2 protein-coding genes are annotated in these 2334 nt (G+C 50.5%); both read left to right on the forward strand.

The annotated features are described in order from the left end of the window. Positions 1 to 451 precede the first annotated feature (451 nt). Positions 452 to 2077 (forward strand): DUF262 domain-containing protein, encoded by a 1626-nt coding sequence (locus H6A60_RS10980; RefSeq protein WP_205104558.1) that lies wholly within the window; start codon positions 452 to 454, stop codon positions 2075 to 2077. Then, positions 2070 to 2334 (forward strand): GmrSD restriction endonuclease domain-containing protein (locus H6A60_RS10985; RefSeq protein WP_205104559.1); only part of this gene is annotated, 265 nt, incomplete at its 3' end. The genes H6A60_RS10980 and H6A60_RS10985, both read left to right, overlap by 8 nt.

The raw sequence follows: 2334 nt of genomic DNA on the forward strand, positions 1-2334 counted from the left end.
TTGCTAATGTTTGCAATTTTGCAAAACAGACGTTACTTTTTTTGGGCTGCCTGCTCGCGACCGTTTATGCATGGATCGGTTGCTTGTCTCTCTGAGGCTGGAGTCGAGTTTTCAAGGTGCAACGCTTTAAGCCAGATTTCTATCTTTTTCGTTGTCCCACTAGTGACAGCGAGGATTTCGACTGATCTCGAGCGCGACCGTTTATGCGTAACCGACGTCGTAGACGGTCCAAAGGTCGACATGTACATGCACCCGTAAGGTCATATTTGAAATAACAGCTTGTTCCGTAGAGAATTTGAGAGACACGATTCTGCTCGCACGATCAACGAACGCCGAACGCCTCAAGGCTACTTTTATGACATGCTTAACCTCTACGATCGATTGCTCGGTTCTTTCTGTTTTTCGTCTCAGCCTAGGCCAACGTGGTCGACCTCGAGCCGACTGCTTCAAAATGGCGGATTTTCAACGCCCTTTTGTATGGACGCAAGAAAATATTCTGAAGATCCTTGACGATGTTGATGAGCTTCGCTCCAATCCGTCACCCAGCACTCAAGACGAACGCGATGATCTCTATGACATCGACAATGCTGCGGAATACTTTCTGGGATCCATCTGTCTGCGCTGCGAGTCGCCCAAAGACGATCGATATTATGAGGTGCTTGACGGACAGCAACGCCTGACAAGCCTTCTGATCCTCGCGTACGTCATCCACGAACAAGTGCAACGATGCAAAAATGAATGCATCCGCCTGCGTTGGACGAGGGCTACGAAAAAACTCGGTGACCCGTCGTACTGGCAAAATCTTCTCGTCTTCACAAATCCGCAAAGTAAAAAGCGGATGGCTGAAATCTACTGGTTGTTTAAACGTGACTACGAATGCCTGAAGCGCGATGCCGATGAAGACTCAGACGCGCCTAAAACCGACGGTATGAACATCTTTGAGCAAACGCTCTACCGAGACGTTCAACGCTTCGAATACATCCTTCAGAAAGGTCGTTTTGCCGTACTTATCCTCAAGAATCTTACCGAGGCAGAACAGTTTTTCCAGGGCGAAAACAATCGGGGCCTCCCGATGACAATGCTCGATCTGCTGAAGGCGTACCACATGCGGCAAGAAACAGAACCGAATCGTCTGAAGCAAATCGGCGAGATTTGGCAAAGATTGGGACTGACTGCCTCGAAACCCGATAACGAAACGAAGTCTTTCCAGACCTCTGAAGTCGAACCGTCGAATCGTTGGCTAAGAGTCAATCCCGATTGGACTTCTTGGCTCATGAGCGAATTCGTTCTTCCCGCCATGCTGCTGCAATACGGAATTGCGCCGTGGTCGGCAGTAAAACTTGAAAACCTTGGATTTTTAAAAGGCGTCGTCGGCACGCACACTGGCGACAGCTTCATTGACGAGAAAATCGAACACCAGGGGTTTGATGATCAGAGTGCTCCGCTCTTTGATCTTCGCGTTCCCGTCCGCCCCGGACTGCCTTTTTTCCAGGAGATTGAGCAATACTTAAAGATCGCTCAGGCAATTGATGTTCTTCTCTGGGAACCGAAGACAGACGAAGATCGGAAAACCTACCCCTATGCTGGCGCATCGCTGGTATGGAGAGGGCTTTCAGTTGAGGGGGATCGCTTCACCATTCTCAAGTTGGCGCTCATAGCGTGGGCCGACCGCTTTCTCAAAGCCGGAATCATGCGGTCCGACTGCACATGGGTGGACGTAGCCGCAGCGCTGGCCCACGACGGCGCATTTCGCGTCTATGGCCGCAATTTCGCGCATTTTCTCAACAGATTGGCCGTAAAGGACGAAACAAAAAATGGGGATCGAATCGGAGCCTACAAGAAACTGCAGCGTGTTACTTTCGACTACGCTCTTTGCCTCTCGGAACCGGAATATAGCCTGCTCTTTCTACCTCACCGATCTTCGAGCCGATCCGAATGCCTAATGAAGCTGAAAGCGTCCACACACCCTAACACCGTCCGATTAAAAACCAACTACTCGCACTATCGAGAAGGGTATTGGAACTCGTATCTGCAGGAATTCAACTCGCAGCCGACAAAGGAAAACGGTCATGAATGAGGAATTGAAGTTGCAGCGCCAAACTTTTGAGGCGAAGAAGCTGACCGTGGCAAAAATGACCGCGTCGGAAAACACGACTGTATACGTTATCCCGCCTTTCCAGCGTCCTTACAGGTGGACGAAAGCTCAAGTCGACCGCCTTGTCGAGGATCTGCTCGACTTCTACGAGATCGGGCGTTCCGGCAAATCCGATCAAACTGCAACGGAGTATTCGCTGGGCACCATCGTTTGCGACCGCAAGCGCTCCTGCTTTGCTA

It is taken from the genome of Sutterella massiliensis (genome assembly GCF_016899755.1).
GTDB classification, from domain to species: domain Bacteria; phylum Pseudomonadota; class Gammaproteobacteria; order Burkholderiales; family Burkholderiaceae_F; genus Sutterella; species Sutterella massiliensis.

Bases quoted from the DNA above. Each gene is read 5' to 3' on its own strand.
- H6A60_RS10980 (WP_205104558.1), top strand. From the start codon at position 452: ATGGCGGATTTTCAACGCCCTTTTGTATGGACGCAAGAAAATATTCTG.